This window comes from Pseudomonas sp. B21-053, assembly GCF_026016365.1.
Classification (GTDB): domain Bacteria; phylum Pseudomonadota; class Gammaproteobacteria; order Pseudomonadales; family Pseudomonadaceae; genus Aquipseudomonas; species Aquipseudomonas nunensis.
This window is the reverse complement of sequence record NZ_CP087205.1, coordinates 4,312,168-4,337,913: the sequence shown is the minus strand read 5'-3', so window position 1 is coordinate 4,337,913 and position 25,746 is coordinate 4,312,168. Positions and strand designations below refer to the sequence as shown.

At 60.1% G+C, this 25,746-nt stretch carries 27 protein-coding genes; 11 read left to right on the top strand and 16 right to left on the bottom strand.

Going from position 1 to position 25,746, the window contains the following annotated elements:
* The first annotated feature begins 69 nt into the window (after positions 1-69).
* Positions 70-786, top strand: a complete 717-nt coding sequence (locus LOY68_RS19420; RefSeq protein WP_265039216.1) for an alpha/beta hydrolase — start codon at positions 70-72, stop codon at positions 784-786.
* A 4-nt stretch (positions 787-790) separates the two neighbouring features.
* On the opposite strand, the gene LOY68_RS19415 is transcribed toward LOY68_RS19420, so the two are convergent.
* From LOY68_RS19415 to LOY68_RS19405, 3 genes are all read right to left on the bottom strand, one after another.
* Positions 791-1,357, bottom strand: coding sequence for a hypothetical protein (locus LOY68_RS19415; protein WP_054614278.1), 567 nt, complete (start codon positions 1,355-1,357; stop codon positions 791-793).
* 218 nt (positions 1,358-1,575) lie between these two features.
* On the bottom strand, positions 1,576-2,250 hold the full coding sequence (locus tag LOY68_RS19410; RefSeq protein ID WP_265039214.1) for a glutathione S-transferase family protein: 675 nt from the start codon (positions 2,248-2,250) through the stop codon (positions 1,576-1,578).
* 81 nt (positions 2,251-2,331) lie between these two features.
* Positions 2,332-3,117 carry a hypothetical protein gene (locus tag LOY68_RS19405; RefSeq protein WP_265039212.1) on the bottom strand — a complete coding sequence of 262 codons (786 nt, stop codon included), beginning with the start codon at positions 3,115-3,117 and terminating at the stop codon, positions 2,332-2,334.
* A gap of 167 nt (positions 3,118-3,284) precedes the next feature.
* Between LOY68_RS19405 and LOY68_RS19400 the strand changes: the two genes are divergently transcribed.
* Together LOY68_RS19400 and LOY68_RS19395 are read left to right on the top strand one after the other, a co-directional pair.
* On the top strand, positions 3,285-3,809 hold the full coding sequence (locus LOY68_RS19400) for a chalcone isomerase family protein (protein ID WP_265039210.1): 525 nt from the start codon (positions 3,285-3,287) through the stop codon (positions 3,807-3,809).
* A gap of 167 nt (positions 3,810-3,976) precedes the next feature.
* A complete protein-coding gene (locus tag LOY68_RS19395; RefSeq protein WP_054614283.1) occupies positions 3,977-5,299 on the top strand; it encodes an Nramp family divalent metal transporter in 1,323 nt (440 codons plus the stop codon).
* An 83-nt stretch (positions 5,300-5,382) separates the two neighbouring features.
* Here LOY68_RS19395 and LOY68_RS19390 read toward each other — a convergent pair whose 3' ends face one another.
* Positions 5,383-6,273: a LysR family transcriptional regulator gene (locus tag LOY68_RS19390; RefSeq protein ID WP_265045810.1), complete on the bottom strand. Its 891-nt coding sequence runs from the start codon at positions 6,271-6,273 to the stop codon at positions 5,383-5,385.
* Between the two features lie 114 nt (positions 6,274-6,387).
* On the opposite strand from LOY68_RS19390, the gene LOY68_RS19385 reads away from it, so the two are divergent.
* On the top strand, positions 6,388-6,990 hold the full coding sequence (locus LOY68_RS19385; RefSeq protein ID WP_265039207.1) for an NADPH-dependent F420 reductase: 603 nt from the start codon (positions 6,388-6,390) through the stop codon (positions 6,988-6,990).
* Positions 6,991-7,209: 219 nt separating this feature from the next.
* Here the strand turns inward: LOY68_RS19385 and LOY68_RS19380 are convergent, their stop codons facing one another.
* Genes LOY68_RS19380 through LOY68_RS19370 form a run of 3 tightly spaced genes read right to left on the bottom strand, consistent with a single transcriptional unit; the run spans position 7,210 to position 9,803 of the window.
* A complete protein-coding gene (locus LOY68_RS19380; protein WP_265039205.1) occupies positions 7,210-8,391 on the bottom strand; it encodes an acetyl-CoA C-acetyltransferase in 1,182 nt (393 codons plus the stop codon).
* 11 nt (positions 8,392-8,402) lie between these two features.
* Positions 8,403-9,068, bottom strand: coding sequence for a CoA transferase subunit B (locus LOY68_RS19375; RefSeq protein WP_054051104.1), 666 nt, complete (start codon positions 9,066-9,068; stop codon positions 8,403-8,405).
* Between the two features lie 36 nt (positions 9,069-9,104).
* Positions 9,105-9,803: a CoA transferase subunit A gene (locus tag LOY68_RS19370; protein WP_054051106.1), complete on the bottom strand. Its 699-nt coding sequence runs from the start codon at positions 9,801-9,803 to the stop codon at positions 9,105-9,107.
* A gap of 247 nt (positions 9,804-10,050) precedes the next feature.
* Here LOY68_RS19370 and LOY68_RS19365 point away from each other — a divergent pair, with 247 nt between their 5' ends.
* Positions 10,051-10,953 carry a LysR family transcriptional regulator gene (locus LOY68_RS19365; RefSeq protein WP_265039199.1) on the top strand — a complete coding sequence of 301 codons (903 nt, stop codon included), beginning with the start codon at positions 10,051-10,053 and terminating at the stop codon, positions 10,951-10,953.
* Positions 10,954-11,069: 116 nt separating this feature from the next.
* On the opposite strand, the gene LOY68_RS19360 is transcribed toward LOY68_RS19365, so the two are convergent.
* Together LOY68_RS19360 and LOY68_RS19355 are read right to left on the bottom strand one after the other, a co-directional pair.
* The gene (locus LOY68_RS19360; RefSeq protein ID WP_163914139.1) at positions 11,070-11,912 is read right to left on the bottom strand and encodes an NAD-dependent protein deacetylase; all 843 of its coding nucleotides are present in this window, start codon (positions 11,910-11,912) and stop codon (positions 11,070-11,072) included.
* A 164-nt stretch (positions 11,913-12,076) separates the two neighbouring features.
* On the bottom strand, positions 12,077-13,123 hold the full coding sequence (locus LOY68_RS19355) for a class I SAM-dependent methyltransferase (protein ID WP_265039196.1): 1,047 nt from the start codon (positions 13,121-13,123) through the stop codon (positions 12,077-12,079).
* A gap of 333 nt (positions 13,124-13,456) precedes the next feature.
* Between LOY68_RS19355 and LOY68_RS19350 the strand changes: the two genes are divergently transcribed.
* Positions 13,457-13,699: a hypothetical protein gene (locus LOY68_RS19350; RefSeq protein WP_239512083.1), complete on the top strand. Its 243-nt coding sequence runs from the start codon at positions 13,457-13,459 to the stop codon at positions 13,697-13,699.
* Positions 13,700-13,705: 6 nt separating this feature from the next.
* Here LOY68_RS19350 and LOY68_RS19345 read toward each other — a convergent pair whose 3' ends face one another.
* Positions 13,706-13,966 carry a hypothetical protein gene (locus LOY68_RS19345; RefSeq protein WP_054051117.1) on the bottom strand — a complete coding sequence of 87 codons (261 nt, stop codon included), beginning with the start codon at positions 13,964-13,966 and terminating at the stop codon, positions 13,706-13,708.
* 391 nt (positions 13,967-14,357) lie between these two features.
* Between LOY68_RS19345 and LOY68_RS19340 the strand changes: the two genes are divergently transcribed.
* Together LOY68_RS19340 and LOY68_RS19335 are read left to right on the top strand one after the other, a co-directional pair.
* Entirely contained in the window at positions 14,358-15,425 is a 1,068-nt protein-coding gene (locus LOY68_RS19340) for a hypothetical protein (protein ID WP_265039194.1), read from the top strand.
* Positions 15,426-15,443: 18 nt separating this feature from the next.
* A complete protein-coding gene (locus LOY68_RS19335) occupies positions 15,444-15,797 on the top strand; it encodes a DUF1428 domain-containing protein (RefSeq protein WP_054051119.1) in 354 nt (117 codons plus the stop codon).
* A gap of 15 nt (positions 15,798-15,812) precedes the next feature.
* Here the strand turns inward: LOY68_RS19335 and LOY68_RS19330 are convergent, their stop codons facing one another.
* On the bottom strand, positions 15,813-16,007 hold the full coding sequence (locus tag LOY68_RS19330; protein ID WP_054051121.1) for a hypothetical protein: 195 nt from the start codon (positions 16,005-16,007) through the stop codon (positions 15,813-15,815).
* 60 nt (positions 16,008-16,067) lie between these two features.
* Between LOY68_RS19330 and thpR the strand changes: the two genes are divergently transcribed.
* Positions 16,068-16,604, top strand: coding sequence for an RNA 2',3'-cyclic phosphodiesterase (thpR, locus tag LOY68_RS19325; protein ID WP_265039192.1), 537 nt, complete (start codon positions 16,068-16,070; stop codon positions 16,602-16,604).
* A gap of 368 nt (positions 16,605-16,972) precedes the next feature.
* Here the strand turns inward: thpR and LOY68_RS19320 are convergent, their stop codons facing one another.
* From LOY68_RS19320 to LOY68_RS19300, 5 genes are all read right to left on the bottom strand, one after another.
* Positions 16,973-18,070, bottom strand: a complete 1,098-nt coding sequence (locus LOY68_RS19320; protein ID WP_265039190.1) for a polyamine ABC transporter substrate-binding protein — start codon at positions 18,068-18,070, stop codon at positions 16,973-16,975.
* A 178-nt stretch (positions 18,071-18,248) separates the two neighbouring features.
* A complete protein-coding gene (locus LOY68_RS19315; RefSeq protein ID WP_265039188.1) occupies positions 18,249-19,133 on the bottom strand; it encodes an ABC transporter permease subunit in 885 nt (294 codons plus the stop codon).
* On the bottom strand, positions 19,130-20,044 hold the full coding sequence (locus LOY68_RS19310) for an ABC transporter permease subunit (protein WP_265039186.1): 915 nt from the start codon (positions 20,042-20,044) through the stop codon (positions 19,130-19,132). The genes LOY68_RS19315 and LOY68_RS19310 overlap by 4 nt, the downstream gene beginning before the upstream one ends.
* Positions 20,041-21,183 (bottom strand): ABC transporter ATP-binding protein, encoded by a 1,143-nt coding sequence (locus LOY68_RS19305; protein WP_054614296.1) that lies wholly within the window; start codon positions 21,181-21,183, stop codon positions 20,041-20,043. The genes LOY68_RS19310 and LOY68_RS19305 overlap by 4 nt, the downstream gene beginning before the upstream one ends.
* 351 nt (positions 21,184-21,534) lie before the next feature.
* Positions 21,535-22,296 carry a gamma-glutamyl-gamma-aminobutyrate hydrolase family protein gene (locus tag LOY68_RS19300; protein ID WP_265039184.1) on the bottom strand — a complete coding sequence of 254 codons (762 nt, stop codon included), beginning with the start codon at positions 22,294-22,296 and terminating at the stop codon, positions 21,535-21,537.
* Positions 22,297-22,576: 280 nt separating this feature from the next.
* Between LOY68_RS19300 and LOY68_RS19295 the strand changes: the two genes are divergently transcribed.
* Both LOY68_RS19295 and LOY68_RS19290 read left to right on the top strand, forming a co-directional pair.
* Positions 22,577-23,953, top strand: coding sequence for a glutamine synthetase family protein (locus LOY68_RS19295; RefSeq protein ID WP_265039182.1), 1,377 nt, complete (start codon positions 22,577-22,579; stop codon positions 23,951-23,953).
* 297 nt (positions 23,954-24,250) lie between these two features.
* Entirely contained in the window at positions 24,251-25,741 is a 1,491-nt protein-coding gene (locus LOY68_RS19290; protein ID WP_265039180.1) for an aldehyde dehydrogenase, read from the top strand.
* The last annotated feature ends 5 nt before the right edge of the window (positions 25,742-25,746 follow it).

The following is a 25,746-nucleotide window of genomic DNA, read 5'->3' as shown; positions in this document are numbered from 1 at the left end:
TCAGCCACACCAAAAATATTTGTGGTGTTAGGATATCCCCCGAATCCTGCCCCCTGTGAAGGAAGGTTTATGCTGAAGTTTCTCGCGCTATTCATGCTCCTGGCGTCCGCCACGGTCCACGCTCAAACCCCGCTGCACACTGATCTGCCGCTCAAATACCTCGAGCAGGCCAACCCTGATTCGCACAACCAGCCGCTGGTGATTTTCCTCCACGGCTACGGCAGTAACGAGCGTGACTTGTTCGGGATCAAGGACGAGTTGCCGGCGCAATACAACTACCTGTCGGTGCAGGCGCCGGTGGCGCTGGATGCGGACAGTTACCAGTGGTTTCGCAAGAAAGGCGAAGGCGCCTACAACGGTGAAACCGATGATCTGAAGACCAGCGGCAAGGTGTTGCTGGATTTCATCGGCCAGGCCACGAAGAAATATCACACCGACGCCAGCAAGGTGTTCCTGGTGGGGTTCAGCCAGGGCGCGATCATGTCCTACGAGGTCGGCTTGCGTCATCCCGAAGCCATGGGCGGGATTGCCGCGCTGAGCGGGCGGATTCTGCCGGTGCTCAAGTCGGAGCTGAAACCGGATGAAAAACGCCAGTCGCTGGCGATTTTCATCGGTCATGGCACCGAGGACAAACGCTTGCCGGTAGTCGATGGCACGGCGGCCAACAGCCTGTTGCAGAAACTCTCACTCAAGCCGGAGTTTCATACCTACGCAGGCCTGGGCCACAGCATCAGCGCCGCCGAAATCCAGGATTTGAACGCCTGGTTGCAGCGTCTCAATCCCTGAGCATTTACTTGCCGGTGATCTGTTTGACCAGCGTGTCGTGGCCAGCCTTGTCGCTCGGGCGCGAGATGATCTGAATCACCGCCATCCGGTTGCCGGAGCCGGCCATCAGCGTGGTGTTGAGGGTCTTGCCGCCGCCCTGGGTGGCGGTGCTGTCCACCTGGCGCAGGCCGAGGCCGGTGCCTTTCATCGTCAGGCTTTTTTCGCTGAGCTTGGTGAAATCCGGCAGATTCTTGTGTTCAGCCACGTCGAAGTCAGCGGCGGTGGTGTCGAGGAATTCGCCGTCGTTGTCTTTGACGTTGACGCCTGGCGCCAGGTTGTTTTCCGCGGCGATCACCACGGTTTTAGTGGTCTCGTTGGCGTACATGGTGCCCGTTGCGCCAGTCGCACCAGGCGGCAGCGGGTTGGCGACGAAGCCCTTGGGCAAGGTGAAGGTGAACTTGCCGCTGAGCATCGAAACCTTGATCGGCGCGCCATCGCTGGTCTTGGCTTTGGCGGCGTAAGCATTCAACGCCCCCAGGCTGGCAACCGCCGTCAGCAACAGGACAACGGCTTTTTTACTGAACAATGACATTGAAACTCTCCGGGGATAATCGCGCTAGGGGGCGATCATCCCATGGAGGTCGAATGGCATCCAGCCCGGTTCGACGGCGGGCCTGATGAAATGCAAAACCTGTGGGAGCGGGCTTGCTCGCGAAGAGGCCGTGTCAGTCACCATCATCGTTGACTGAAACACCGCTTTCGCGAGCAAGCCCGCTCCCACAGGAGATGTAACTTGTCAGTGCGATCGGATTACTGCACTTGATTCTGCGGAAACAGGTTGCGCCGGGTTTCTTCGTCGAATTCTGCCTTGAGCACCAGTTTCTCTTTCAAGCCGTGAGCACGCTGGGCCGCCGGGCGCGCACTGATTTCGTCGAACAGGCGCTTGACGTTCGGGTACGCCGCCAGACCGTTTTCACCGAGGATGTACGGCGCATAGTTAGCCCAGCCCCAGAGGGCCATGTCGGCGATGCTGTAGGTGTCGCCGGCCAGGTATTGATGCTCGGCGAGGCGCTGGTCGAGCACGCGATAGTGGCGTTCAACTTCTTTCAAGTAACGGTTTTTCGCATAGGCCAGGTCCTCCGGTGCGTGGTGCAGGAAGTGCACGGCTTGGCCGGAAAACGGCGACAGGCCGGTGGCGATGAACATCAGCCAGGACAGCAATTCAGCCTGACCGGAAACGCTGGTCGGCAGGAAACGCTGATGTTTTTGCGCCAGGTGCAGCAGGATCGCCTGGGAGTCGAACACCGTGGCATCGCCGTCAACCAGGGCCGGGACCTTCGCGTTCGGGTTGATCGCCAGGAACGCCGGCAAGTGTTGCTCGCCTTTGAAGGTATCGACGCCGATCAGCTCGTAAGGGGTTTGCAGCTCTTCAAGCAACAGGGCGACTTTCATCGGGTTCGGCGAAGGGTGGAAAAAGAATTTCATGGGGAAGGGCCTCAGTCAGTGGGTTTGAACTGAGGCTGATGTTGAGCGAAACCCGTTCGATTGACGTACGAGGATGTTGGCCTACTCGTTCGAGGTGATCGAACGAGTTGTCGGTGCCGGTTTCGCCAGCAAGCGTCGGGTCACCCCGAGCATGCCCACGGACACCGCGACGCCGAGGCCAAACGCCGGCAGGCCGAGGGTGGGCAAGGTCAGCGCCAGCACCAGGCAGAACGCCGCGAACGAGTACATGCCGGTGGCGGTGGCGCGCAACAACGCGGCGGTGAAGGCGGGGCCACGGGTTTGCTGGGAGAACACCGCCATCACGCTGCCGAGTACCGGGAAAACCGCGAGCAAGCCGCTCCAGCGCTCGCCCACGGTGCTGGCCAACAATGTCACGGCCAGCGTCAGCAGCGCGCCGGCGACCATGCGCAACAGCAGTTTGTCGGACTTGGACTTGGGGCCGGAAACAATCGGCTGCACCGATGGAAACAGGTACGGCGCGGCCAGCAGCGCAGTAGCGGCGGCGATCACCGAAAACGTCAGGGACGGCGGAATCACCGACAGCACCACGGCGGTGGCGGCCCACACCAACAGGGAAACCGCCAGCGCCGATGGCCAACCAGCGCGTTGCGCCACCTGTGCGTAGGTCACGCAGAAGGCAATCATGGCGAACATTGCAGACAACGCGGCCGTCGCGGATTGGGCGGCGAACACCTGGCCTTGCTCGATGGCGAGGAAAAACAGAATCGGCCCGACCACCACCGGCAACCCCGACAACCAACCGGCCACGCTTGGTCCCCAGCGTTTGCCCGCCAGGGAAATCAGCAGCAGAAACCCGGGAATCACCAGCAATTTGAGCATCAGCACGCACGCACCTCCGACCTGTGTGAGGCGGCAACGTTAGCACTGCGAACGATAGATTGCTGTAGGAATGGCTGAATCTTGTATACAAAAATCAACGCCTGTAAAAATTGTACGCATTGTTGTTTTGCGTATAGGTTTTAGAGAGAGTTTCCAGCGCAAATCGAGCGACCATGAACCAATCACGTTTTCGACACAGTCTATGGCTGCTGGCCTTGCTCGGCACGCAGGCGCTGGCCAACTGGCAAGAGACCGTGCCCGGTGCGCGGATCATCGGTGCCGGTGAATTCAAAGTGTTCGGCTTCGACGTCTACAACGCGCGGCTCTGGAGCGCGGCGCGACCGCTGGCGCCGGACCAGCCGTTTGCCCTGGAACTGATCTACCAGCGCAGCATTTCCCGGGAGGATCTGGTGCAGGCCAGCGTCGATGAAATCAAGCGCTTGTCCGGCGCCTCGGTCAGCGCCGCGCAACTGGCCGGCTGGCAGACGCAGATGCAACAGTCGTTCGTCGATGTTGAGGCGGGTACGCGCATCACCGGGGTGTATTTGCCAGGGCAGGGCGCGCGGTTTTTCGTCGGCCAGCAACTGCAACACGAAGTGAAAGACCCGCAATTCGCCCGAGCCTTTTTCGACATCTGGCTCGATCCCCGCACCCGTAATCCGGAGTTGCGTCAGCAATTATTGGGCACACCTCCGTAATCCGCCCCCCGTAGGAGCTGCCGAAGGCTGCGATCTTTTGATCTTGATTCTAAAAAAGCAAAATCAAAAGATCGCAGCCTTCGGCAGCTCCTACAGGGGTTGGCGTATAGCCTGGAGGCGGTTGAACCGTCTAAGCTGCGCCTTTCCAATTGTTTCTGGATGTTTGCGTGAAATTCAGCTTTTTGCCCAAAATCGCCACGGCGCCGTTTTGCCCACCGGAAGTGGCCGGCAGCGTTGCCGTTGACCCGAATGCGACGTTCTTCAAGCGCATGCTGCGTTTTGCCGGCCCCGGTTTGCTGGTGTCGATCGGCTACATGGACCCGGGCAATTGGGCCACGGCCATCGAGGCCGGTTCGCGGTTTGGCTACAGCTTGTTGTTCGTGGTGTTACTGGCGAGCCTGGCGGGGATGGTGGTGCAGTGTTTGTGCTCGCGATTGGGCATCGCCACCGGGCGTGATCTGGCGCAATTGTCGCGGGAGCGCTACAGCACCCGGACCGCGCGTACCCAATGGGTGCTGGCGGAAATCTCGATCATCGCCACGGATCTTGCCGAAGTGCTTGGCTGCGCCTTGGCGTTCCATTTGCTGCTGGGCTGTTCGCTGACCTTCGGCATCGCCCTGACCGCGTTTGACACGCTGCTGGTGCTGGCCTTGCAGAACCGTGGTTTCCGTCGTCTTGAAGCGATCATGCTGGTGCTGGTCGGCACTATCGGCGCGTGTTTCTTCGTCGAGTTGCTGCTGATCAAACCCTACTGGCCGGACGTCGCCCGTGGCTTCACCCCGTCATTGTCGGCCATCGGCGACGCCGCGCCGCTGTACATCGCCATAGGTATTCTCGGGGCCACGGTGATGCCGCATAACTTGTATTTGCATACCTCGATCGTGCAGACCCGGATGATCGGCAAGGACCTGGCCAGCAAGCAGGACGCGGTCAAACTGGCGCGCATCGACACCATCGGCTCCCTGGCCCTGGCGTTGCTGGTCAATGCGGCGATTCTGATTCTGGCGGCCGCCGCGTTCCACACCACCGGGCACAGCGACGTGGTCGACATCCAGGACGCCTATCATTTGCTCGATCCGCTGGTGGGCGGGGCCTTGGCCAGTGTGTTGTTTGGCGTCGCGCTGCTGGCCTCGGGGCAGAGCTCGACGTTCACCGGCACCATCGCCGGGCAGGTGATCATGGAGGGTTACCTGAACCTGCGGATTCCTTGCTATCAACGACGATTGATCACGCGCGGACTGGCGCTGATCCCGGCGTTCATCGGCGTGTGGCTGATGGGCGACAATGCGATTGGCAAATTGCTGGTGATGAGTCAGGTGGTGTTGAGCCTGCAATTGCCGTTCGCGTTGTACCCGTTGATCAGCATGACCAACGACCAGAAGCTGATGGGACCGTTTGTGAATCGGCTGCCGACGCGGGTGTTGGCGTGGGGGCTGTTTACGGTGATCAGCGCGGCGAATGCGTGGTTGATTTTGCAGTTGGTGGTTTGAAGATCAAAAGATCGCAGCCTTCGGCAGCTCCTACAGGAGTACGCATTTCCCTGTAGGAGCTGCCGAAGGCTGCGATCTTTGCTTTACCCAAATGCCTCAACCACAAAATCAATAAACACCCGGGTCTTGGCTGGCATCAGCGTGCGGCTCGGGTAGTACAGCGAGATCGGCCCCGCATCCGCGTGCCAGTCCGGCAACAGGCGCACCAGCTCGCCGCGCTGGATTTGCGTGACCACGTCCGGCAGCACCAGCAGCGTCACACCCAGACCCAGCAGCGCAGCTTCGCGCATGGCGGCCGGGTCGTTGAGAACGATGTTTTCATTCAGCGCGGCGCTGACTTCCTGGCCCGCACCATCGCGCATCACCCACTGACGAATCCGCCCGGTGCGAATGCCGCGCATCACAATGCCGGTGTGGCCGAGCAAGTCCGCCGGGGTGACGGGCAGGGCGCGTCCGGCCAGGTAGGCCGGTGACGCCACGGCGACGATATCCGCCGCCGCCAATCGCCGCGAGATAACTCCGGGTGTCAGTTCAAAACCACCGCCGATGGCCGCGTCATAGCCTTCGGCAATCAAGTCGACCTGACGATTTTCGAAATGCCACTCTGGTCGAATCAACGGATAACGCGCCAGAAATTTCGGCAGCAACGGCAACACATGGCCGATGCCAAAGGTCGGCGCCAGGCTGACCTTGAGCACGCCCGCCGGCTCGCCGCGATCACTGCTCACCGCACTGATCGCCGTCTGCAACGCCTCCAGATTGCCGCCGATGCTCGCCAGAAAACGCTCCCCGGCCTCGGTCAGGGACAGCTTGCGGGTCGAGCGTTGGAACAGCCGCACACCAAGGTTGCGTTCCAGCATCGCCACGTTGCGGCTGACCGCCGCCGGTGTCAGCGCCAGCAAACGCGCGGCGGCGGAAAAGCTTCCGGTTTCGGCGCTGCGCACAAAGGATTCGAGGTTGGCGAGGGTTTCCATAGCGAGCACTTGATAGTAATGCTTGAAGATCATTCAAATCATTACCGGCTAATCAAGCGCTAATGGCAAGTGCAGTATTCACTCCAACGACAACCTGTATCGGAGTGAAAAACCATGAGCACTATCGGAATCATCGGCGCTGGCGCCATCGGCTCAGCCTTTGCCCGCGCGCTGTCCCGGAAAGGAATTGAATTGGTCATCGCCAACAGCCGCGGCCCGCAAACTTTGGCGTCGCTGGTGGAAGAACTCGGGCCAACCGCCCGTGCCGGCAGCCGTGAAGAAGCCGCTGCGCAAGACATCGTGCTGGTCGCGGTCAACTGGTCGAAATTGCCGACAGCGTTGGCAGGTCTGCCGGACTTTGGCGGAAGGATTGTTATCGACGCCAACAACTCGATTGAGGCGCCAACGTTCAAGGCAGTGGATTTGCAGGGCCGTACGTCCAGCGAAGTGTTTGCCGAATGGGTGCCGGGGGCGCGAGTGGTGAAGGCGTTCAATCACTTGGCGGCGCGGTTGCTGGAGAGCGATCCGGCGGCGGAGGGGGGCAAGCGGGTGCTGTTTCTTTCGGGGGATGATGCCGGGGCGAAAGGACAGGTCAGTGCGCTGATCGAGCAGTTGGGGTTTTGCGGGATTGACCTTGGCGAGTTGAGTGTTGGGGCGCGGTTGGCGCAGTTCCCGGGTGGGCCGTTGCCGATTCTGAATCTGGTGAAATTTGGCTAACAGAACACAACGGTAATTCCCGCGTAGGAGCTGCCGATGGCTGCGATCTTTTGATCTTGATCTTTTCGAGGGCGCGGAAAAGCAAGATCAAAAGATCGCAGCCTTCGGCAGCTCCTACGGGGGGATAGGTGTATGACCCGGTGCGAAGTGAATCGCACCGGGGGTGTTGCCAGACAGCGAACGGATATTCGTGGGTCCCCGCGCTGTCTGTTGAACGCTTTAAGCTCGTTCGATCGCCAATGCCACGCCTTGACCACCGCCGATGCACAGGGTGGCGAGGCCTTTTTTGGCGTCGCGCTTGATCATTTCATGCAGCAGGGTCACCAACACCCGGCAACCCGACGCACCGATCGGGTGGCCCAGGGCGATGGCGCCGCCGTTGACGTTGACCTTGTCCAGATCCCATTCCAGATCCTTGGCGACTGCCAAAGATTGCGCGGCGAAGGCTTCGTTGGCTTCGATCAGGTCCAGTTGGTCGATCGACCAGCCGGCCTTGCTCAGGCAGCGGCGAGTCGCCGATACCGGGCCGATGCCCATGATCGCAGGGTCCACGCCTGCGTTGGCGTAAGCGGCGATTTTCGCCAGGACTGGCAGGCCCAGAGCCTTGGCTTTTTCGGCGCTCATCAGGATCACGGCGGCAGCACCGTCGTTCAAGGACGAGGCGTTGCCGGCGGTCACCGAACCGTCCTTCTTGAAGGCCGGTTTCAGTTTGCCCAAGGCTTCGGCGGTGGTGCCGGCCCGTGGCTGTTCGTCGGTGGCGAAGGACAGTGGATCGCCCTTGCGCTGCGGGATCAGGATCGGCGTGATTTCATCGACAAAACGCCCGGCTTCAATGGCTGCCGAAGCTTTTTGCTGGGAGGCCGCAGCGAAGGCGTCCTGTTGTTCGCGGGTCAGGCTGTACTTCTCAGCCAGGTTCTCGGCGGTGATGCCCATGTGGTAATCGTTGAACGCATCCCACAGGCCGTCGCTGATCATGGTGTCGACGATTTGCGCGTGCCCCATGCGCAGACCGGTGCGCGCGCCCGGCATCACGTAGTTGGACAGGCTCATGTTTTCCTGGCCGCCGGCAATGATCACGTCGGCATCGCCGCAGCGAATCGCCTGGGTCGCCAGGTGCAGAGCTTTCAAGCCCGAACCGCAAACCTTGTTCAAAGTCATCGCCGGCACGCTGAACGGCAGGCCAGCCTTGATCGCCGACTGGCGCGCAGGGTTCTGCCCGGCGCCGGCGGTGAGCACCTGGCCCATGATCACTTCATCGACTTGCGCCGGCTCGAGCCCGGTTTGCGCCAGCAACTGACGGATCACCGCAGCGCCCAGGTCAACGGCGGACACACCGGCCAACGCACCCTGGAAACTGCCGATGGCGGTACGGGTGGCGGCAACAATAACGACGTCTTGCATGGAATGATTCCTCACTGGGCAGCGAATTGCATTTCCGGAACATGATCCGGCACGATCAGTTTACCGGCGGTCTTGGCGACGATCTCTTCAACACTGACACCCGGTGCGCGTTCCTTGAGAATGAACGCGCCGTTTTCGATTTCGAGGTAGGCCAGGTCAGTCAGCACACGCTTGATGCACCCGGCGCCGGTCAGCGGCAGGCTGCATTTGGATAGGAGTTTGGACTCACCGTCCTTGGACGCGTGGGTCATGATCACGATGATGTTGTCTGCGCCAGCCACCAGGTCCATCGCGCCGCCCATGCCCTTGACCAGTTTGCCCGGGATCATCCACGAAGCGATGTTGCCTTCAACGTCGACTTCGAAGGCGCCCAGTACGGTCAAGTCGACATGCCCGCCGCGAATCATCGCGAAGGACTCGGCCGAGGAAAAGATCGACGCGCCGATACGCGCGGTCACGGTTTGTTTGCCGGCGTTGATCATGTCGGCATCGATGGTTTCTTCAGTAGGAAAAGGACCCATGCCGAGCAGGCCGTTTTCCGACTGCAGCATGACTTCCATGCCTTCGGGAATGTAGTTGGCGACCAGGGTCGGGATGCCGATGCCCAGGTTCACGTAGAAGCCGTCCTGCATTTCGCGGGCGACGCGTTGAGCCATTTGTTCGCGGGAAAGTGCCATTGTTGTTATTCCTTCATTCGGTCCGGGGGCAGGGGATCACTTACGCACGGTGCGCTGTTCGATGCGCTTCTCGAACGTGCCGCAAATGACCCGGTCGACGTAGATCCCAGGGGTGTGGATCTGCGCCGGGTCCAGCTCGCCGGGCTCGACGATTTCTTCGACTTCGACCACGGTGATCTTGCCGGCAGTGGCGGCCAGCGGGTTGAAGTTCTGGGCGGTGTGGCGATAGATGACGTTGCCGAAATGGTCGGCTTTCCAGCCTTTGACGATGGCGAAGTCACCGGTGATGGATTCTTCCATCAGGTACTTGCGACCGTGGAATTCACGCACTTCCTTGCCTTCGGCGACCGGGGTGCCGACGCCAGTCGCCGTGAAGAACGCCGGGATGCCAGCGCCGCCCGCGCGCATTTTTTCGGCGAGGGTGCCTTGAGGGGTCAAAACGACTTCGATTTCGCCTTTCAGCAACTGGTCTTCGAACAGTTTGTTCTCGCCGACGTAGGAAGCAACGACCTTGCGGATCTGCCGGTCTACCAGCAGCACGCCGAGGCCGAAACCGTCGACGCCGCAGTTGTTGGAAACCACCGTGAGGTCGCGGGTGCCTTTGCGCTTGATCTCGGCGATGAGGTTTTCCGGGATCCCGCACAGGCCGAAGCCGCCGGCGATCACGGTCATGCCGTCTTCAAGACCTGCAAGGGCTTCCTCGTAGGAACTCACGCGCTTGTCGAAACCTGCCATATGCACCTCTTTTATTCTTTATGGGCGGCTGGCTAGCCGTAGTGGAAGTGAGTGTCGCGCTGGCGTATTCATTTGTTAAGTTGATTTTTAAGGTTGATTGATAGATAAAACTCACCAATCAACCCTGTAGGAGCTGCCGAAGGCTGCGATCTTTTGATCTTGCTCTTTAGTGATCTGAAAACCGCCGAAAATCAAGATCAAAAGATCGCAGCCTGCGGCAGCTCCTACGCAACTGGAGCAAAGCGAGATGACCGTCAAGCAGATCCGCGCCTTCCTCGCCGTGGCCCAGAGCCTGAGTTTTGCCGTGGCTTGTGAGCGCTTGCACCTGTCACAATCGGCGTTGAGCCTGACCATCAAGGCCCTCGAAGAAGGCCTCGGTGGGCGTCTGTTCAGCCGCAATACACGTAACGTCGCGCTGACCCCGGAGGGCGAATCCCTGGTGCCGCTGGCCCGTCGGCTGATCGCCGATTGGGACAATGCCGAAGATGAACTGCGCCAGCGCTTCACTTTGCAGCGTGGCCGCGTGACGGTAGCAGCGATGCCGTCGTTTGCCGGCAACCTGCTGCCGCCGATCCTCAAGACTTTCCGCGCGCGTTACCCAAAGGTCAACGTCACGGTGAACGACGTGATCAACGAGCAGGTGCTGGAAATGGTTCGCGACCGCCAAGTTGAGCTTGGCGTGTCGTTCGAACCGGCCCACAGCACCTCGCTGGAGTTTACGCCGTTGTACATCGACCGCTTTGTCGCGGTGGTGCCGCATGATTCGGCGCTGGCGACACTCGACGATATCGATTGGCAGACCTTATTGAAGGAACCGTTTATCACCTTGCAGCGACCGTCCACGGTGCGGGTGATGCTCGAAGAACACTTGCAAGCCCGGGGTATGAAACTGCCGGTCGAGTTTGAAAGCCATCAACTGGCGACGGTCGGGCGAATGGTCGCCAGCGGGCTGGGCGTGAGCGCGGTGCCGGCGTTGTGCGTGCGGCAAATGCAGGAATTGGGCGCGCATTGCATCACCTTGCGCGACCCGGTGGTGGAACGGGCGATTGGTGTGCTGACCAAACCGGGGCATGAACTGTCAGCGGCGGCGCAGGCGTTGTTTGATATTTTCAAGGAGGCCGATCTAGGCCAGCGCCTGTCCATCGAGTGAACACACCCCCACTGTGGGAGCGGGCTTGCTCGCGAAGGCGTCGTGTCAGTCGACATCCATATCGACTGACCCACCGCCTTCGCGAGCAAGCCCGCTCCCACAATGGGCCGGTGTTTTCAGTGGGAGAGGCGCTGTGTCAGCAGCGGCAACAGTTGCTCGCAAGACCCCTCAATCTTCATATCCAGAATCTCATCCGCCCGGGTCTTGCCCAGGTTGATCGCAATCAATGGTTTGCCCTGATCCACCACCGCCCGGCACAACCGAAATGCCGAATACGCCATCAACGACGACCCCACCACCAGCAATCCCGCCGCTTTCTCGACTGCCGCCATGGCCTTGGCTGCCGTCACCTGCGCGACGTTTTCGCCAAAAAACACCACGTCCGGCTTCATCCGTTGCTCGCCGCAATGGGGGCAGTGCGGGACTTGAAAGCGCGCCTCAAACGCCGGATCGAGCAGGGTGTCGCCATCCGGCGCCTGCACTGCATCGACTCCCGCCAGGTACGGGTTTTGCGCTTCCATCAGTTGCTGGATTGCATCGCGTTCGCTGCGCTGGCCGCAGTCCAGGCACAGCACCCGGTGCAGGCTGCCGTGAAGTTCGATCACGTCGTGGCTGCCGGCCTGATCGTGCAAGGTGTCGACGTTCTGGGTGATCAGCCCGCCGATCTGTCGCGAACTCTGCAAACTGGCCAGCGCTTCATGGGCCGCGTTCGGACTGGCCAGGCGCACCCGCGGCCAACCCAGCATCGCCCGCGCCCAGTAACGGCGCCGCGATTCGGGGGCGGCGAGGAATTCCTGATACATCATCGGCTGCCGGCCACGGCGTACGCCCTGGTTGTCGCGGTAGTCCGGAATGCCCGACGGCGTGCTGATCCCGGCGCCAGTCAGCACCGCGAACGGCTGGTCGGCCATTAACTGTTGAAGTCGGTCGAGCTGTTCGCGGATAGGGCTGTCGAGCATGTTCAACACTCCGGGGGACCTTGAGTGTTTGCAGGGTAGCATTTGCCAGGCGGAGAAAAACAATCCCCCCGTAGGAGCTGCCGAAGGCTGCGATCTTTTGATCTGATCTTGAAAGACAACGTCAAAAGATCGCAGCCTTCGGCAGCTCCTACGGGGGGCGGTGTCTATTTGCGCGCTTCAAGAATCAGGTTGAATGGCGTTTCCGTGGCCCGACGGAAATGCTTGAACCCGGCTTCGGTAAACACCTTGCGCAACCGCGCCTCACCGGCCTGGGCACCGAGCCCGAGGCCGACTTCCTGGGACAACGAGTTCGGCGTGCAGATAAACGTCGAAGCCGCATAGAACAGCCGTCCCACCGGGGTGATGTTGTCGTCCAGAGAATCATTGGCATAAGGCTCGACTAACAGCACCGAACCGTCCGGTTTCAGCGATTCATAGGCGTGCCGCGCAGCGCCGACCGGGTCGCCCATGTCGTGCAGGCAATCGAAGTAGCAGACCAGGTCATAGTCGGTGCCCGGATAGCTTTTCGCCGTACCCTGAAAGAACCTCGCGCGTCCCGACACACCTCCGGCTTCGGCACGTTGGGTGGCGACGGTGACCGAGGGTGCGTGGTAGTCGAAGCCGACGAACCGCGAATCCGGAAACGCCTGGGCCATGATCACGGTCGAGGCGCCATGCCCACAGCCGATGTCCGCGACTTTGGCCCCGGCCTCGAGTTTGGCGACCACGCCTTCCAGGGCCGGCAGCCATTCGGCGATCAGGTGCGCCTTGTAGCCAGGGCGGAAAAACCGTTCGGTGCCGCTGAACATGCAAGGATGGTGCTCGCCCCAAGGCAGGGCGCCGTCGCCGCGAAAGGCTTTGACCAGTTTGTCCTTGTCATGGAAAAACGACGCGACCACGCCGATACCGCCGGCGATGTACACCGGCGAATCCTCGATCGCCAAGGCCAGGGCTTGTTCTTCGGGCAGACGGAACTGGCCGTCCTGGTGTTCCATGTAACCGGACGCGGCATGGGCGCTGAGCCATTCGCGCACCAGGCGAGGGTGGCAACCGGTCTTGTCGGCGAGTGCTTCGGGAGTGACTGACTGGCTGTCGGCCATGGCCCGGTACAAACCAAGCTCTTCGCCGAGAATGACATTGGCCAGCATCGCCGCGCCGCCCATGTCGTTGACCAGTTTGCCCATGAAATCGTTAAGTCTGGCCTCGTCCATCACGTGTGCTCCTATTGCAGGATCACGGTCCAGAGGCCTTGTTTGTCGAGGCGTGCGCCCCTGGGCGGTGGTCGTGGGAATGATCAGGACGAGGACCCCGTCCTGCGTGCATTAAGTTTAGTCCGGGGGATCGGGGCTGCCGCGTGGGGCGACGAAAGCAACTTTCACTGACCTATACAAAACCCCCTGTGGGAGCGGGCTTGCTCGCGAAGGCGTCGTCAGTCTTCAGAAAATGGCCCCATGAAATGCCCTGTAAGTGGCTCTTCTAGTAGAGCCATTCCGGTCATAGCATTGGTTTTCCTCAATCGGAAACCAATAATCATGAAATCAAAAATGAGCTATCCGGCCGCCTGGAAATTGGCCGCCACGGTAATGTCTGCCGCACTGTTATCCGCCTGCGAACCACCGACCCGCGCGGACTTCATCAAGTACCCGTCACTGCGGCAGAAATGGTCGATGACCTGCGACGCCCGCAGTCACTTGGCCGAAGTCAACGTGAAAGGCTGCGAGAACTTGCATCAGTGGCAGAGCGCCAATGAACAACCCGGTTTGATGAATCAAAACCTGGGCAAGTGACGCTCATCAGAAGGTGAATTGACGGGATGACGGCTGGGCCATTTCGGCATCGAGCAGATGCTCGACCAGCACATCGTTCAGAAAGCGGAACTGGTCATTGATCCCGACCACTTCGTTACTGAAGTGATTGGCGGCGGCGGGCATCAGCAGCGCTTCGAAGTTCTTGTCGAATACCAGCGCGATCTCTTTGCGCGAGACCACGTGCTGCGAATAGTAGTTGGTGCCGAACACCGGGAAACTGACGGCCAAAGTGACGATGCGGATCATGACGGGTGCTCCTCGGTGTGGCCGATGTCCAGGACGAAACGCGAAAACAGGGTCAGGGTGACGGCGGTCAGGGCCAGGCAAGTCAGGAGATGGATCAACATGATGTGCCCCTCCGATACGGGGTTTGCAGTGGGTATGGGCTGATCGTGCACCGGACGGTTTTTATGCGGAAGGCATTCGTTACGATGGTGGATATCGACGGGAATGATGGTGAAGGTTTTTTCATCGTTCTATCGCCGATCTTGTAGGAGCGAGGCTTGCCCGCGAAGACGGCCTAAAGGACACCAAAAAAACTCCAGACGAACGGCCAAAACCCTGAACCTATACTCAACTCAATAGCTTTATGAGCACCGGGCATTTCGCTCGGGAGCGACTCCAGGACACCGCGATCTTGAACCTGCGTTCGCTGATCGTCGCCGTGATAGTGGTGTTGGCCGGTTGCGCCACGTCTGCGCGTGCCCCGGCGCCAGCGCCGGTCGTGGTGGTGGCGCCGAGCACCTGGCAGCAGGTCGACCGGGAGATTGTCGCCGCATCGCAATCGGCCACCGAGCAGACCAAAATCTACGCGCGCGGGGCCATGGATTACTGGCGCACGCGGGTTTATCAACTGACCGAAGAGAACTTCATTCCCTGGTTCAGCAGTTACTGGACCCAGGAATGGCTGTCGATGAAGGTCAGTTGGTACACGATCAGCGCCACGGGCGAGCAGGATGCCTCGGCCAAACGCCTGGCCGCTTATCTGCTCGATCAATACCAGAAGCGCGTGCTGGCGCCCGTCGCGGTGGAGATCGATCCCGATGCGATTCTTGGTCTGGCCACAGCGTTCTACGTGGACATTCTCCAGGAAGAACTGCAGAAAATTTCCCAGCGCCACGGCGTGCCGATGGCGCAACTCAACGGGCGGATCCAGAAGATTCCGGCGATCGCCCTGGGGCCGCCGCCGGCCCGGGACGCTTCGCTGTATCAAGTGGTGCATACCGAACCGCTGAACACGTTGCCGGCCTATGCCGCGTTGATCGACAAGATCCACAAGGCCGGTGGCGACAGAGGCGTGGATTCGACGGAAACCGCCATGGCGCCGGTGGCCAAGCGCGCCAGCCAACGGATGGAAGCCGAAATGCCCACCCGTGGCGCTGCCAGTGCTGTGGCGGCGGCGGCGGGCAAACTGGCCGGCGGCTTGATCACGGTGGGCGTGGCGGGGATCCGCGCGATCATCCAGGCCAACGACAGGCCGGACAGCGAAGCGCTGATCCGCAGCAGCCTGGGCAACACCTTCGACAAGGCCTGGGCGAAGCTACTGCAAAACCCGACCACCGGCGTCATGGCGGGCACGCTGTATTTGGCCGCGCAAATCGAGGGGAATCTGGCGGGGAGCGCTGAAGTACCGTCGGTCAGTTCGGGTAACGGTGCTGTCGATTGGAGCCCGGCGGAATCGACTACTCAGCAGATCGACCCCTAACCCAGCAGGAGAACGACCATGTCTTACGTCGATGGCTTTATCGCTGCAGTCCCCACCGCCAATCGGGAAAAATTCAAGAAACACGCGGAGGACGCTGCGGTGATCTTCAAGGAGAACGGCGCCCTGAGCGTCGTCGAGTGTTGGGGCGATGACGTGCCCGACGGCAAGGTGACCTCGTTCCCGATGGCGGTGAAACTCAAGGAGGACGAAACGGTGATCTTTTCCTGGATCATCTGGCCGGACAAGGCCACCCGCGATGCCGGGATGCAGAAACTGATGGACGATCCGCGCATGCAACCGGACGCCAATCCGATGCCGTTCGATGGCCAGCGCCTGATCTTTGGTGGGTTCAACATTATCGTGCAGGCGTAAAAAACCAGCGCAGGATCACTCCGGCGACGGGGTGATCCTGCAACTCTTGCGATCACGGATCTCGTTGTCCGTCGGCCGTTCCCGGACGAACTCGAAACGCGGCTCACCTTCGCTATAGTGAACCAGCCAGCCCCACTCCAGCTCGGACTCATTCTGGCCGGGTTGCGGCGGCATCGCCCACCATGGCTCTTTGCTGATGATCTCTCGCATGGCGCCCTCCGGTTGATTCGGTTGGTTCAACTATAACGTGCATGTCAGGAGGTGCCAGGCGTGAGCGACGAATCCCATGAGCCGTTCAAGCGGCTGTTCTTTGCCTTGGACTGCGGGGCGCTGCAGCGGCGGGCGATTGCCCAGTGGCGCGGCGCTTTGCAACTGCGCAGCGGACGGCCGGTGCCGGCGGAGAGTTTTCACCTGACGTTGAAGTTTCTGGGCGCGGTGGGTGTGGCGCAGATTGCCGATATCTGCACGGCGGCGGCGAAGGTGCGGGTGCCGGGCGTGGCGTTGCGGGTGGTGCTGGATAGAGTGGATGTGTGGCGCAAGCATGGGGTTTTGGTGCTGGCGTCGGAGCAGGCGCCGCCGGAGTTGTTGCGGCTGGTGTATGCGCTGGAGCAGGCGATGTTGCCGTTTGGATTTGAGGATTCGCCGAAGGAGTTTCGGCCGCATTTGACCTTGATGCGGGACTACCGATTGCCGGTGCCTGAGTCCGAGAAACCGCCCGAATTTATCCTGCGCGCCGAGCATTTCACGCTGTTCGAATCCCACAAGGGCCGCTATCGCGCGCTGGCCGAATGGCCGCTGATTGCCTAGTACAAAAAAAGGCGCCCGAGGGCGCCTGAAGTTCACCTTAACCGAGGAGCCAGGTGAGGCCGTTCGCAGGAAGTGCAGCGGTGGTAAGGCGCTGCGTGAACGGAAGAGGGGACAGCTGAAATTGATGTTGGATGTCAGGGCCTCTTCGCGAGCAGGCTCGCTCCCACAGGGGATCGTTGTCGTTCACAAGTCTGTGTTTCACCACGGACCCCTGTGGGAGCGGGCTTGCTCGCGAAAGCGGTGTGTCAGTCGCCATCGATGTTGGATGTGCCACCGTCTTCGCGAGCAAGCCCGCTCCCACATTAGAGCGGTGTGAACACACATTCCCTGTGGGAGCGAGCCTGCTCGCGAAGGCGTCTTCAAGCGAATTACTTCCCGAGCTTCACACGGGTCCAGCCTCGGGTCATGACCCGTTGAACACCAATCGGCATGTCCGGGATCGCATACAGCGTCGCCATCACAGCCTGCGACGGGTACGAGCCGGGATCATCACGAATCGCTTCATCCACCAACGGTGTCGCCGCGGCGTTGGCGTTGCTGTAGCCGATGTTGTTGGTGATCTCGGCGATGATGTCCGGGCGCATCAGGAAGTTCATGAACAGGTAGGCGTTATCGACGTTCGCCGCGTCCCGGGGGATGGCGACCATGTCATAGAAACTGCCGGCGCCTTCTTTCGGGATGCTGTAGTCGATCTTCACCGTGTCGCCGGCTTCCTTGGCGCGGGCCTTGGCCTGCAACACATCGCCGGAGTAACCCACGGCCACGCAGATGTTGCCGTTGGCCAGATCAGAGATGTACTTCGAAGAATGGAAGTACGCCACCGACGGCCGGATCTTCATGAACAACGCTTCAGCTTCGGCGATCTGCGCCTTGTCCTGGGAGTTCACCGGGTAGCCCAGATAGTGCAGGGCGGCCGGGAGCATCTCGGTGGGCGAATCAAGGAAACTGATGCCACAAGCTTTTAGCTTTTCCGCATTCTCCGGTTTGAACAGCAAATCCCAGGAATTGGTCGGCGCATTGGCCCCGAGCACTTCCTTGACCTTGGCAGGGTTGAAACCGATGCCGATCGAGCCCCACATGTACGGGAAGGCGTGAGCGTTATCCGGGTCGCTGGCCGAGGCGTTTTTCAGCAGCACCGGGTTGAGGTTTTTCCAGTTCGGCAGCTTCGATTTATCCAGCGTTTGATACACGCCAGCCTTGATCTGCTTGGCCAGGAAACTGTTGGACGGCACCACGATGTCGTAGCCGGATTTACCCGCGAGCAGGCGTGCCTCAAGGGTTTCATTGCTGTCGAACACATCGTAGGTCACGCGGATCCCGGTCTCGTCTTCGAACTTCTTGACCGTGTCCGGGGCGATGTAATCCGACCAGTTATAAACGCGCAGAACCTTGTCGTTGGCCTGGGCAACCGTCGCAAGGGCGCCCACTAAGGACAGTGTCAGCAGAGTCCTGCCAAACATTTTCATCGGTACAACTCCATTTCTTTTTTATTCAAATTGCGCAAAGCAAAAGTGCGGTGAACATAAAACCTGTAGCGAGGAAGCGGACACATCTTCTTGTAGGAGCTGTCGAGTGAAACGAGGCTGCGATCTTTTGATTTTAAGAAGCAATATCAAAAGATCGCAGCCTGCGGCAGCTCCTACATTAGGTCGTTGCCCCAACCATTTGCTTTTTCGGTTGTGTCCAAGACTCACTTGCCGTCTGGTCCATTGCTTCCTGGATCGCGCGTTTGCGGGTGGCTTCGGCGCGGCGGCTGAAGTACCAGACCATGAACGTCACGATCGAAACCGCGAGCAGAATCAGACTGGCCACCGCGTTGATCTCAGGTTTAACCCCCAGACGCACCGCCGAGAACACTTCCATCGGCAGCGTGGTGGAACCCGGCCCAGACACGAAACTCGCCAACACCAAATCATCCAGCGACAAAGCAAACGACATCATCCCGCCCGCCGCCAACGATGGCGCAATCATCGGAATGGTGATCAGGAAGAACACCTTCAACGGCCGCGCACCGAGGTCCATGGCTGCTTCTTCGATGGACAGATCCAGCTCACGCAAACGCGCCGAAACCACCACCGCCACATACGCCGCACAGAAAGTCGTGTGAGCAATCCAGATCGTCACCAGACCGCGTTCCTGCGGCCAGCCGATCAACTGCGCCATGGCCACGAACAACAGCAGTAACGACAGACCGGTGATCACTTCCGGCATCACCAACGGCGCCGTCACCAAACCACCGAACAGCGTGCGGCCCTTGAAGCGGGTCACGCGAGTCAGCACGAATGCCGCCAACGTCCCCAGCGCCACCGCCGCAATCGCGGTGTAGCAGGCGATTTCCAGGGAGCGCACCACCGAGCCCATCAGTTGCGTGTTGTCGAGCAAACCGACGTACCACTTCACCGACCAGCCGCCCCACACCGTCACCAGTTTCGAAGCGTTGAACGAGTAGATCACCAGGATCAGCATCGGCAGGTAGATAAACGACAGGCCGAAAATCAGCATGAACTTTGAAAATCCGAAGCGTTTCATCCCCGTGCCTCCATCTCTTTGGCCTGGCTGCGGTTGAACAGCAGAATCGGCACAATCAGGATCAACAGCATCACCACCGCCAGGGCAGACGCCACCGGCCAGTCGCGGTTATTGAAGAACTCTTGCCACAGCACACGGCCGATCATAAGCGTCTCAGGGCCGCCCAACAGTTCCGGAATCACGAACTCGCCGACCACCGGAATAAACACCAGCATGCAACCGGCGATGATGCCGTTCTTGGCCAGCGGCACGGTGATTTTCCAGAAGTTGTTGAAGTTGCTCGAACCCAGGTCCGATGCGGCTTCCAGCAGGCTGCCGTCGTGTTTCACCAGGTTGGCGTAGAGCGGCAACACCATGAATGGCAGATACGCATAGACCACACCGATATACACGGCCGTATTGGTGTTGAGGATCTCGATCGGGTGATCGGTGATCCCGGTCCACATCAGAAATGCGTTGAGCAAACCGTTGTTGCTGAGGATGCCCATCCACGCATACACGCGGATCAGAATCGCGGTCCAGGTCGGCATCATGATCAACAACATCAGGACGTTCTGCGTTTCCTTTTTCGCTTTGGTGATCGCGTAGGCCATCGGGAAACCAATCACCAGACACATCAGCGTGCTGAAAAGCGCAACCTTCAACGAACCGAGGTACGCCGAGATGTACAGCTCATCCTGAGTCAGCAACGAGTAGTTGCCGAGGTTCAGCAGCAGCTGGAATTTCTGCTCGGCGAAGGTGTAGATCTCCGAGTACGGCGGAATCGCCAGCGCCGCTTCCGAGAAGCTGATTTTCATGACCAGAAAGAACGGCAGCATGAAGAACAGGAACAGCCAGATGAACGGAATGCCGATCACCAGTTTGCGCCCGCTGGGGACCAGTCTTAGAAATTGCTGATTGAAGGTTTTCATGAGCGCAGTACCACGCCGCTGTCGTCTTCCCACCACACGTAGACCTTGTCGTCCCAGGTCGGACGCGCGCCCCGGCGTTCGGCGTTGGCCATGAACGACTGCACGACTTTGCCGCCAGGCAATTCGACGTAGAACACCGAGTGGCCGCCGAGGTAGGCGATGTCATGCACTTTGCCTTGGGACCAGTTGTAGCGCTGCTCCGGCTTGAGCGTGCTGACCAGCATTTTTTCCGGGCGGATGGCGTAGGTGATCGACTTGTCCTGCACCGAAGTGCTGACGCCGTGGCCGACGTAAATCTTCTGTTCCAGATCCGGGCTGTGGATGATCGCGTGACCTTCCAGGTCCTCGACAACGGTGCCGTCGAAGGCGTTCACGTTGCCGATGAATTCGCAGACCATGCGGCTGACCGGCGCTTCGTAGATGTCAACCGGGCTGCCGATCTGGGCGATCCAGCCGAGGTGCATGATCGCGATGCGTTCAGCCATGGTCATGGCTTCTTCCTGGTCGTGGGTCACCATCACGCAGGTCACGCCGACCCGTTCGATGATCTGCACCAGTTCCAGTTGCATCTGCGAGCGCAGCTTCTTATCCAGCGCGCCCATGGGTTCGTCGAGCAACAGCAGCTTCGGACGCTTGGCCAGGGAGCGGGCGAGGGCGACGCGCTGACGCTGGCCGCCGGACAACTGATGGGGTTTGCGTTTGGCGTATTGGGTCATGTGCACCAGGCGCAGCATCTCTTCGACGCGGGCGTCGATTTCGCTGGCGGACAACCGATCCTGTTTCAGGCCGAAGGCGATGTTCTGCGCCACCGTCATGTGCGGGAACAGCGCGTAGGACTGGAACATCATGTTGATCGGCCGCTCGTAGGGCGGCATGTCGGTGATGTCGACACCGTCGAGCAAGATCCGCCCTTCGGTCGGGCGTTCGAAACCGGCGAGCATGCGCAGCAGGGTCGATTTGCCCGAGCCGGAACCACCGAGCAGGGCGAAGATTTCGCCTTGATGGATCTCCAGGGACACATCGTCCACGGCGGTGGTTTCGTCGAACTTCTTGGTCACGCGATCGATTTTCACCAAGACCTTTTTCGGGGCCTGGTGACCTTCAAGAGCCTTCCTGTAAGTGCTGGAGGCATTTGCCATGTGAAACTCCCAACAGGTTTCAGTCGTCGGGCCAACGCGGCCTGACTTAATAGTTGATTGCAAGCCCGGGATGCCGGTCGGCGCTGGCCCTTGTAGGAGCGAGGCTTGCCCGCGAAGACGGTGTGTCAGTCGACATAATCGTTGCCTGATACACCGCCTTCGCGAGCAAGCTTCGCTCCTACAGGAGATTGCGCTTGCTGACCGCTCGGGCTTATTCGGCGCCGCCGTCCTGGCTGCCTGGTGGTGCTTGTTGTTGTCTTGTTTCGTTTTTTACGCGTGAAGAAGCAGCGCGCGTCGGCGCAGCCGCCCGTTCACGAGGGCAGTTAAATTGTTGGATGAGGATTTAAGTCGTCAGCGTTTTTTACGTAGCGCCGCCCGTTGCCGGCATGCGTCGCCAAACGCCTGGAAAATACTTAAATACTGAGGGTTCGAAAGCACCTGCCATTCCGGGTGCCATTGCACACCGACGGCGAAGGTCGGGCTGTGGTCCACCGAGATCGCCTCGATCAAACCGTCCGGCGCCACCGCCTCGCAACGCAGGCCCGGCGCCAGTCGATCGATGCCCTGGCTATGAATCGAATTGACCATGAACTCGGCGGGCAACTCCAGCGCTTCAAACATGCCGCCCGGTTGCACGGTGACCGCATGGGCCGGCGCGTATTGCACCGCCAATTCCGGACTGTCCGCTTCACGGTGATCGAGCATGCCCGGCAGCTCGTGGACCTTCTGATGCAGGCTGCCGCCGAACGCCACGTTCATTTCCTGGAAGCCACGGCAGATACCGAGCACCGGCACGCCGGCGGCAATCGCTGCACGCAATAAAGGAAGAGTCGTGGCGTCCCGCGCCGGATCGTGATCCGTGCCGGGAGCGCTGGCCGGGCCTTGATAGTGGAAGGGCTCCACATTCGATGGCGAGCCGGTCAGCAACAGACCGTCGAGCTGCGCGAGCAGGTCCTCGATTTCGGTCAGTTCGCCCAGGGAAGGAATGACCACGGGCAGCCCCAGAGCCGCGACGCTGACAGCACGCAAGTACTTGTCGCCGCTGACGTGGTAGGGGTGCAGGCCAATTTGTTTGACGCACGCTGTAACGCCGATCAATGGCTTGAATGCCATTTTTATCACCTCGAAGTTTCACACTTGAACGAGCTTTTCCGGAGCTTAGCCTTGTTGATTTTAATTAACAACTCTCATGTAAAAAATTCTAAACGCCGATCGTCTGATCTCGAGGATTTACGCGGTGCGCGGGACGTATCTGGCACTCTCGTGCCCATAAAAGGCCCGAAAATAAAGGTTGAAAGGCCAAGTGTTCGCTATTGACTTCACTTTGCCTTTCGGATTGACTGGGCTCGCAACAAGGTAGTGAACATAATAATTAACAGCTAATAGGTGCATCATGTCGGTCCCTCTGCGTACCGTTCAACTCAACGAAGCAAACGCATTCCTTAAGAAATATCCTGAGGTTTTGTACGTCGACCTTCTGATTGCGGATATGAACGGTGTGGTGCGCGGCAAGCGCATCGAACGCACCAGTCTTCATAAGGTTTACGAAAAAGGCATCAACCTCCCGGCGTCACTGTTTGCCCTGGACATCAACGGTTCTACGGTGGAAAGCACCGGCCTGGGTCTGGACATCGGCGACTCGGATCGAATCTGCTACCCCATCCCTGACACCCTGAGCATTGAGCCGTGGCAGAAACGCCCGACTGCGCAATTGCTGATGACCATGCACGAACTCGAAGGCCAGCCGTTCTTCGCCGACCCTCGGGAAGTGCTGGCGAATGTGGTGCGCAAATTTGACGAACTCGGCCTGACCATCTGCGCGGCGTTCGAGCTGGAGTTCTACCTGATCGACCAGGACAACGTGAACGGCCGTCCGCAGTCGCCGCGTTCGCCGGTATCGGGCAAGCGTCCGGTGTCGACTCAGGTGTACTTGATCGATGACCTCGACGAATACGTCGATTGCCTGCAAGACATCCTCGAAGGCGCGAAAGAGCAGGGCATTCCTGCGGACGCCATCGTCAAGGAAAGCGCCCCGGCGCAGTTCGAAGTCAACCTGCATCACGTCAACGACCCGATCAAGGCCTGCGACTACGCGGTGTTGCTCAAGCGTCTGGTGAAGAACATTGCCTACGACCACGAGATGGACACCACGTTTATGGCCAAGCCGTATCCGGGCCAGGCGGGCAACGGTTTGCACGTGCACATTTCGATACTCGACAAAGAAGGCAACAACATCTTTGCCAGCGAGGATCCCGAGCAGAACGCCGCGCTGCGACACGCGATCGGCGGTGTGCTCGAGACCCTGCCGGCGCAGATGGCCTTCCTGTGCCCGAACGTCAACTCGTACCGCCGCTTCGGCGCGCAGTTCTACGTACCGAACTCGCCGAGCTGGGGCATCGACAACCGTACCGTTGCGGTACGCGTGCCAACCGGTTCGGCGGACTCGGTGCGCATCGAGCACCGCGTGGCCGGCGCCGATGCCAACCCGTACCTGTTGATGGCGTCGGTTCTGGCCGGTATTCACCACGGCCTGACCAACGAAATCGAGCCGGGCCCACCGGTGGAAGGCAACAGTTACGAGCAGAACGAGCAAAGCCTGCCGAACAACCTGCGCGACGCACTGCGCGAGCTGGACGACAGCGAAGTCATGGCCAAATACATCGACCCGCTCTACATCGACGTGTTCGTGGCGTGCAAGGAAAGCGAACTGGCCGAGTTCGAAAACTCCATCTCGGACCTTGAGTACAACTGGTATTTGCACACCGTTTAACGGCTAGCGAATCACCCTGTAGGAGCTGCCGAAGGCTGCGATCTTTTGATTTTGCTTTTCAAGATCAAGATCAAAAGATCGCAGCCTTCGGCAGCTCCTACGGTGGATTTGTGTCGTTCACAAAAGCTGTGAACAACACCGATCCAATGTGGGAGCGGGCTTGCTCGCGAAGAGGCCGGCACAGCCAACATAGATGTCGCCTGACACACCGCCTTCGCGAGCAAGCCCGCTCCCACAGGGGATTGCATTGCACGTTTTAACTGACGATCACTTACTCCTCTGCGTCGAGTCACAACAATGACAAACACTCGCAGCGACTGGGAACAACGCTTCCAGTCCTTATCCATCGAAGGCCGCGCGTTTATCGACGGTCAATATCGCTCGGCACTCAGCGGCGATACCTTCGAATGCATCAGCCCGGTCGACGGTCGTTTCCTGGCCAACGTCGCCAGCACCGACGAAGCCGATGCCAACGCGGCAGTCGCCGTCGCGCGCCAGACTTTCGAGTCCGGCGTCTGGGCCAAACAGGCACCCGCCGAGCGCAAACGCATCCTGATCCGCTTCGCCGATCTGATCCTGGCCAACCAGGAAGAATTGGCCCTGCTCGAAACCCTCGACATGGGCAAGCCGATCAGCGATTCCATGAGCATCGACATCCCGGCGACCGCCAACGCGATCCGCTGGAGCGCCGAAGCCATCGACAAGATCTACGACGAAGTCGCCGCCACCCCGCACGATCAACTCGGCCTGATCACCCGCGAACCAACGGGTGTGGTCGCCGCCATCGTGCCGTGGAACTTCCCGTTGATCATGGCCAGCTGGAAGTTCGCCCCGGCCCTGGCCGCCGGCAACTCGTTCATCCTCAAGCCTTCGGAAAAGTCGCCACTGACCGCGATCCGCATCGCGCAACTGGCGCTGGACGCAGGCATCCCGAAAGGTGTGTTCAACGTGCTGCCGGGCTACGGCCACACCGTCGGCAAGGCGCTGGCGTTGCACATGGACGTCGACGTGCTGGCCTTCACCGGCTCCACCGCGATTGCCAAGCAACTGCTGATCTACGCCGGGCAAAGCAACATGAAACGCGTTTGGCTCGAAGCTGGGGGGAAGAGTCCAAACGTGGTGTTCGCCGACGCGCCGGATTTGCGCGCGGCAGCACAAGCGGCGGCGGGGGCGATTGCCTTCAATCAGGGCGAAGTCTGCACCGCCGGTTCGCGGTTGCTGGTGGAGCGCTCGATTCGCGAGCAGTTCATTCCGCTGCTGGTGGAAGCGCTGCACGCCTGGAAACCGGGGCACGCCCTCGATCCGGACACCAGCGTCGGCGCGGTCGTCGATCAGCGTCAACTGGACAACGTGTTGCGCTATATCCAGGTCGGCAAAGACCAGGGCGCGCAACTGATCGCCGGCGGCAGCCGCACCCTCGAAAGCACCGGTGGCCTGTACGTGGAGCCGGCGATTTTCGACGGCGTGACCAACGCCATGACCATCGCCCAGGAAGAAATCTTCGGCCCGGTGTTGTCGCTGATCACCTTCGACACCGAGGAAGAAGCGCTGGCCATCGCCAACGACAGCATCTTCGGTCTGGCCGCCGGCGTGTGGACCAGCAACCTGAGCAAGGCCCACACCTTCGCCCGTGGCTTGCGCGCCGGCAGCGTCTGGGTCAACCAGTACGACGGCGGCGACATGACCGCGCCGTTCGGCGGGTTCAAGCAGTCGGGTAACGGTCGGGACAAATCGCTGCATGCGTTCGACAAATACACCGAACTCAAAGCGACCTGGATCAAGCTCTAAGACCT